The sequence below is a fragment of the Streptomyces sp. NPDC054770 genome (genome assembly GCF_053611985.1).
In genome coordinates this window covers 280,926-288,023 of sequence record NZ_JBSHBL010000003.1, presented here as the reverse complement: position 1 = coordinate 288,023, position 7,098 = coordinate 280,926, and the positions used below count along the sequence as shown (strand labels likewise).

The following is a 7,098-nucleotide window of genomic DNA, read 5'->3' as shown; positions in this document are numbered from 1 at the left end:
GTCGCCGGGCGCTCGAAGGCGGGCTCGCCGGGCGGGGCGTCCCAGTCGAAGACGTCGTCGAGGGGGTGGAAGAGGACCTCGTCGACGAGGTCGGCGACGGTGACCTCCTCGGCCGCCGTGATCACGTGGTCCTTGGGCACGACGACCACCGTGGTCTCGGTGTAGAGGGGGATCGCGCTGAAGAACGTACGGTCCACCGGGAGCCGCACCAGACCGGCGTCCGCGTCACCCGCGCGCAGCAGGTCGGACACCTCGGCGGCGGGGACCTGGTGGAGGGCGAGCGGGATGTCCGGCCGGCGCTCGTTCCAGATCCGGACCCATTTGGCGGGCGTCACGCCGGGGACGTACGCGAGCCGGAACGACGGTGTTTCCTCCGAGCCTGTCACCAGCCCAGGTTAACGGGCCACGGGCGACCGTCCGGCACCGGCCACGGGCGGCCGACGGCCACCGGCCACGGACGGCCGACCGGTCGGCACCGGCCACGGCCGCCGGTCGGTCGGTCGCACGGCCGGTCGCACGGCCGGTCGCACGGCCGGTCGCACGGCCGGTCGCCCGGTCGGTCGCACGGCCGGTCGCCCGGTCGGTCGCACGGCCGGTCGTGGTCAGGGCTCCCGCACCCGGCCGATACCCTTGATCTCATGAGTTCGCACCAGACCGCCCAGTCGATGAAGCCCGCCACCGCGGCGAAGAAGCTGGGCGTGTACCTGCCCGCCACGCCCGCCGCCTTCCAGGAGGGTGTCGTCTCGCGCGCCGAGCTGAACGAGCTCCAGGCGAATCCGCCCGAGTGGCTGCGCGAGCTGCACGCCAACGGGCCGCACCCGCGTCCGGTGGTCGCGGCCAAGCTGGGCGTGTCCATCGCGGGGCTGGCACGCGGCGGGGTGACGGAGCCGCTCACCACCGAGCAGATCGAGGAGCTCAAGCGCGAGCTGCCCGAGTGGCTGGAGAAGGAGCGCGCGACGCAGGCCGAGGTCCGCAAGGAGACCGTGCGGCTGAAGAACCTGAAGCGGGAGAAGGAGTCCGGGCAGGACTGACCCCGCGCCCACCCGACATTCCCACGGCCCCGGCCCAGGCACCTCCGCCTGCGGCGCGGGGCCGTCGCCGTACCGGACCGAGCCCTCAACCGGCCTCTCTCCCCTCCCTGATCCGCGTTTTCCCCAGCTGGGAGCAGACCGCGGAGGGCGTTGTCAGTGGTCTCCCCTACAGTCGCCATCACTTGATCACTGGGGTGCGGGGAGGCACGCATGGGGTGGGTGACGGCCGGGGACTACGAGGTGGCCCTGGACGACGGGAAGGTGGTCTGCCGCAACGCGGCCGGGCGGCGGCTGAAGTCCGTGCCGGCGAAGTTGGCGGACGATCCCGCGGTGCTGGGTCTGCGGCAGCTCGCCGAGTGGCTGGAGCGGCACGAACGGCAGTGCCTGGCCGACGTGGAGCGGTGGATGACCCGGTCCCTTCCGGTGCCGATCGCCGTGCTGACCCGGGTCTGGCCGGACCCCGCCTGGCGGGCGGCGCTGCGCGACCTGGTGGTCACCGGCGCCGACGGCGAGGTCGCCGGGTTCCTGCGGGACGCCGACGCCGGGCGCGGGCTGGGCCTGGTCGACCTCGACGGCGACACCGTGCGCATCGCCCCCGAACTGGTCCGGCTGCCGCACCCGGTGCTTCTCGAAGACCTGGCGGAGCTGCGGGAGTTCGCCGTGGAACTCGGCGTCGAGCAGCGGGCCCAGCAGCTCTTCCGGGAGGTCTGGCACCGCCCGGCCGCGCTGGACGCGGAGGGCACCCAGATCGAGGAGTACGCGGGCGGGGTCTTCAAGGAGCTGCGGTTCCTGCACGGCAGGGCCACGCAGTTGGGGTACCGCGTGCGCGGCGGATACGCGGTGTGCTCCGTCCTCGAGGAGGGCCGCGGGGTCGAGGCCCGGGTCTGGATCGGCGACTACGACAGCTACTTCGAGACCGAGACCGGACCGCTGGCGTGGACCGATCCGGCGGGCCGGACGCTGAGGCTGGGTCAGGTCGGCCCGGTCGCCTGGTCGGAGGGGATGCGGATGGCGGCGGCGCTGTACGCGGGGCGGGACATCGAGGACGAGGAGCGGGCGGCATGACCACGTACGACGACACCACGGCCGCGCTGCTCGACGCCGGCGCGATCCTGCCCTCGGGCACGACCGCGCGGGAGGACGCCGATGTCCTCACCGCACGCACGTACACGCACCCCGCCCTGGACGAGCGGACGGTGGTCCGCCTGGTGCCGGGCACCCTCGGCGAGGCCGAGGACCTGGCCCTTGAGTTCCTCGGCCTGACCCGGGAGCCGGCGGCGCCCGAGGTCGGTCAGGTGCGCCGGGAGACCCTGGGCTTCCCGGCCTGGGCGCTGGTGCACGACCCGGCCAACGGCCATCACGCCCTCGCCCTGGTCAAGGACGTCGAGCGGCTGGCCCGGCAGGCCAAGTCGAAGCCGGGCAACGCGAAGGAGGGCTTCGAGGCGCTCGGCGAGCGGCTCGGCCGTGCGGTCCCGCACTTCCTGCCGACCTTCTACGAGCAGGCCGCGCGGGTCTTCCTCCAGCACGAGAACACGACCTACGCGGCCGCCTTCTTCGGCAAGGCCCGCGAGGCCGAGCGGGTGCACGCGCTGGCCGTGGACGAGGAGCGGCAGCGGGCGGTGTTCCTGGAGTTCGCCTTCGCCGGGGCGCTCACCGTCAAGGCGCTCAAGGAGTACGTGAAGGACCTCGCGCAGCGGCTCGAACCGGCCACCGCCTGGGCGCAGTTCCGGCAGCTGACGGTGGAGCGCTGCGCGGCCGGCATGCCGCCGTACACCTCGCTGCCGCAGGACGCGCGCGGGCTGATCAGAGCGGCCGGGCTCGACCGGGTCACCGAGGAGTGCGCCCTGGTCGCCGACCTGCTCGCGTCCCCGGCCGCGGTACGGGCGCCCACTTCCTTCTGGAACGCCTACCGTGGTGTGCTGCCGGTCCTCGCCGAGCGGCGGCCCGGGATCCGGGGACGGCTGCTGGAGATCATGCCGGCCGGTCTGGGCCGGGAGGTGGCGGACGACGAGTTCTGGCTGACGCTGCTCGCCGAGTGCGGGGCGGACCTGCTGCTCACCGAGGACGGCGGGGAGAACGGCGAGGAGGCCGACGCGGCGGACTGGCTCAGCCGTTGGGCCCAGCACCGCAAGCACGGGTCGGCGTACTCGCAGCGCTCCCCCGCGACGCTGGCGCTGGTGGAACGGATGGCGTCCCGGCTGCGTGCGGGCGGCCGGCCCGTAGACCTCTTCACCGGGCGCTGGCATCCGGGGGCGGACCTCGATCTGCTGGACCTGTGCGTGGCGGAGGGCATCACGCTGGCCGTCCCCGACGCGGACACACAGGTGCACCTGCCGCTGGCCACCTGGCTGCGCGACGAGCGGCCCGGCGGACGGGACCTGAAGGCCGTCGCCGCCGAATCCCGTTACCGGGCGCTGCTGTTCGAGGCCGTCGAGGGGCTCGGGCGGGGACAGGGGCCCGCGGAGCTGCCCAAGGTGGCCGCGCATCCGGTGCTCGGTGACGTCCTGCGCGAGTGGCTGCGGGAGACCACCGCCGGGTTCGCCGCCACCGCCGGGCTGCCCGGCGTCGACGCGGAGCTGCAGCGGCTGCGCCCCTTCCGGGCCGTGGTGCAGGAGAGCCCGCAGGCCGTCCGCAGGCTCACCGGGTACGACATCGTCCCGGTCCTCGGCCGTACGCTGCGCGCCGGGATCCTGGACGAACTGGGCTGGCCCGCGCTGGAGGAGGCGCTGGAGCTGCTCGACGCCGAGGTGCGCAGGGACCAGGACAACGCGCTGTCGGTGACCGAGGCATGGCCCGCGCTGATCCTGGCGCGCGGTCACAAGGCGGTCGTCGTCGGCCCCGAGGGGATCCTGCTCACGCACGACCTGCGGCTGCCCACGGACCTGGACCGCTGGAATCGGCCCAGGTTCCGGTACGCCGACGGCGAGTTGCTGGTGATGTGGCGGGACGGCTCGAAGCAGCGCGGCTACTGGTCGAACCGCCCGTCCGAGGTGGTCGCGCTCGGCGGTGAGCAGATCACCGGCTGGTGGTCCGGCATGGACGCGGACAACGCGTCGATCCCGCTGCCCGGTGGCGGCCGGGCCACGGGCGGCCGCACCCTGCACGCCGGGGACACGGTGCTGCCGCCGAGCCGCCCGGTCATCGGCGACGGCACCACGTACTGGCGGCAGGGCAGGCAGGGCCGGCAGTCGCTGTGGCTGGAGTACGACCCGGCGACCGGCGAGCACGGGCGTGCCTCGCTGCCCGCGCTGCTGGCGTCGGCCGTCCGCGAGGACGCCTCGCTGCTGCACGGTTCCTGCGAGGTGCTGCCGCTGCAACCCGGCCTGGAGCACAGCCCGTTCGGCACCGACGGCACGGTCCTCGGGCGGTGGGTGCGCACGGAGGGCGAGGGCGCGGAGACGCGGACGACCGCCGGTACCCCGGACGGACGGACGGCGACCCTGCGGGCGGCCCGCAACGGCCGGGTGCCGGGGGTGCCGCTGGGCGCGCTGCGGCTGCCGGGCGGGGCCGCACCGATCGCCGCGCAGATGTACCGGAGCGTCGCCCTGCACGCGGACGACGGCACCGAGCTCGGGCGGGTGTCCTTCGGCGAGTCCGGCGGGGCGTACGCGGCCGGTACCCGGCTGGTGCCGCCGGTCGCGTTCTGGCACGCGCTGCGCCCCCGCGACGAGCGCGGGTCGGCCGTGCTGCGGGCCCTGACCGACGCGTCGGCCGGTGAGCTGATGCGGGCGACGGCGACGGCGCTGGACGAACGGCAGCAGGCGCTGGCCGAGGCCGGGAAGGACGACAGGGCCAGGGCCGCGGTGCCGACCGCCGACGCGGTCACCGTGGCAGCGGTGGCGCGGGCGCTGCCCGAACTCACCGACCGGCGGCTGCTGGCCGGTGTCGCCGCCCTCGTCCGTGCGGCACTGCGGTTCGCCGAGGTCGCCGCGACCCTGGCCAGGCCCGCGGAGGAGCGGCCGCGGCAGCCCCGGCAGCGGACCGAGGGCATGTTCGCCGACTACTCGCCGGAGCACGGCGGGGACCGTTCGCTGTACGACGCCGCGGCCGGAGTGGTGAACCTCCAGAGCGCGTGGCACGGCGGCTGGGCCGCGCTGCGCCAGATCCGCGCGGTGAACCACGTGCTGTCCGGCCGGCCCGCCGACGGCAGGCCGCTGCCGGAACGCGAGCGGCTCGCCGCCGTCGGCGACGGCTGGCTGAGCGACGAGCACACCATTCCCACCATCGGCGCGGAATGGCCGCCCGTCCTGGGCGCCCTGCGGCCGCTCGCCTACCGTGCCGCCTCGCCGGCCCTCACCGACGTCCAGCGCGAGCCGCTGCTCCTGCTGTTCGAGGCGCTCACCGAGGGACCGCTGGCCGGGCTCGGGACCACACTGCGCGCGGTCGTACTGAGCGAGCCGCACGACAAGCAGCAGCGGGTGGGGCAGGTGCTGCGCCGGGACGGCCGTACCGTGGTGGTCCTCGGCTGCCAGAGCGTCGACGCCCGGCTGGACGCGGTGGAGTGGCTGGCGCTGGACCACGACCCGTCCGGGGCGTTCGGTGCCGTCGGCCACTTCACGCTGGTCCGGGAGACGCGGCACACCACCGGGATCCCGGCGGACCGGCTGGCCGAACTGACCCGGATGATCCGGGAGAAGGGCGCCGCCCCCTGGCGGCCGGAAGCCCCGGAGGCGCTGGCGACCGCGACGGACGGTGCGCTCGGCCCCCTCCAGGCCGCCGTACTGCTGGCCGGCCACCCGCACTCCCCCACCGCCGAGGGGCTTGCCACCGTGGGCCTGAAGCCCCGTCAGCGGACCTTCGGCGCACAGCTGCTGGAGGGGCTGGGCCGGGAGGAGCAGCGGCTACTCCTCGGCGCGCTGCTGCCGGACGACCCGGCCGAGCTGTGGACGACCGGCCCCGACACGGCGACCGCGGGCCGGCTGTGGGCCGAGCGCCTCGGCACCCTGGTACGCCTGCCGGAGGAGCTCAGCACCGATCTCGCCGGCATGGGCGTCGGTCACGCCGAGGCCGTGCTCAACCCCGCGCGCACTCCCTGGCTCGCCCGCACCACGGTGTTCCGGCCCGACAAGGACGGCGACTTCACGCCCGCCGACCCGTCGGCGGTACCCGGTTCGCACGCGCTGGCCGGGGCGGTGGGAAGCCTGGCCGCGCTGGCGTACGTACTGCCGTACGGGCATCCGCTGCGGGCAGGCCTCTCGGACGGGCTGGGCGCACTGCGCCGCCGGCTGGCCGACCCCGGGCTGCTGCTCGACCTGAACCTGGACTGGACCGAGAAGGGCGCCCCGGCCTGTGTGCAGCTGCGCAAGGTCTTCGGCCTGCCCGAGACCGGCGGCGCCGACGCGAACGGGCTGACCAGGGCCGGGGACGCCCTGGTGCTGCGTCCCTGGTACGCGGACACGGAGCATGTGCTGCTCCGGCCGGGAGCGCTGAGCGGGGCCGACGACCCCGTCTTCGGGCTCCTGGAGGGCCTGCTCGGCGCGGGGCGTGCGTCCCGGCTGCGTGCCGTCCGGAACCTGCTCGGCGACGACCTCGCCCGCGCCCTCGCGGCCGAGGGACCCGCCGGGTACGCCCAGGACCCCACGGTCAGCGTGCCCGCGCTGGTCGCGGAGGTCGCCGAGGCGCACGGTCTCGGCGAGGACGCGGCGGCGCTCTACCTGCAGCTGCTGGCGCTCCCCGACCCGACCGACCGGAACTGCGCGCGCTGGACCGGCTGGAAGCCCGCCCGGATCAAGAAGGCGCGCGCCGAGCTGGCGGCGACCGGTCCGGTCGTCGAGGCGAAGCGCCCACGCGCGGGCCGCACCCTCTTCCTGCCCGGCGGCTGGCGCGACCTCAGGGCTCCGGCCCTGCCGCTGGAGACCTGGAAGGAAGCCCTCTACCCGGTCGAGGACGGCGACCGGACCCTCCCGCTGGTCCCGGTGCCGGAGCTGTTCGCCCGTGCCTGGGAGCGCGTACACACCGGGGACGCCCCCGCGTACGAGCAGCTGACCACACGCGCGACCCGCGGCGGCCGTCGCCGATGACCCCGATCCGCGCCACCACGTGCACGATCCGCGCCGCCACGTGCACC

Annotated in this window: 4 protein-coding genes; 3 read left to right on the top strand and 1 reads right to left on the bottom strand. The window is 75.3% G+C overall.

All coding sequences use genetic code 11. From position 1 onward, the window contains the following. Positions 1–386 (bottom strand): substrate-binding domain-containing protein (locus tag ACWGKQ_RS05335; RefSeq protein WP_453290515.1); only part of this gene is annotated, 386 nt, incomplete at its 3' end. Positions 387–638: 252 nt separating this feature from the next. Here ACWGKQ_RS05335 and ACWGKQ_RS05330 point away from each other — a divergent pair. From ACWGKQ_RS05330 to ACWGKQ_RS05320, 3 genes are all read left to right on the top strand, one after another. Further along, positions 639–1,031 (top strand): DUF5997 family protein, encoded by a 393-nt coding sequence (locus ACWGKQ_RS05330; RefSeq protein ID WP_453290514.1) that lies wholly within the window; start codon positions 639–641, stop codon positions 1,029–1,031. A gap of 210 nt (positions 1,032–1,241) precedes the next feature. After that, positions 1,242–2,096, top strand: coding sequence for a DUF4132 domain-containing protein (locus ACWGKQ_RS05325; protein ID WP_453290513.1), 855 nt, complete (start codon positions 1,242–1,244; stop codon positions 2,094–2,096). Then, positions 2,093–7,051, top strand: a complete 4,959-nt coding sequence (locus ACWGKQ_RS05320; protein ID WP_453290512.1) for a hypothetical protein — start codon at positions 2,093–2,095, stop codon at positions 7,049–7,051. The genes ACWGKQ_RS05325 and ACWGKQ_RS05320 overlap by 4 nt, the downstream gene beginning before the upstream one ends. The last annotated feature ends 47 nt before the right edge of the window (positions 7,052–7,098 follow it).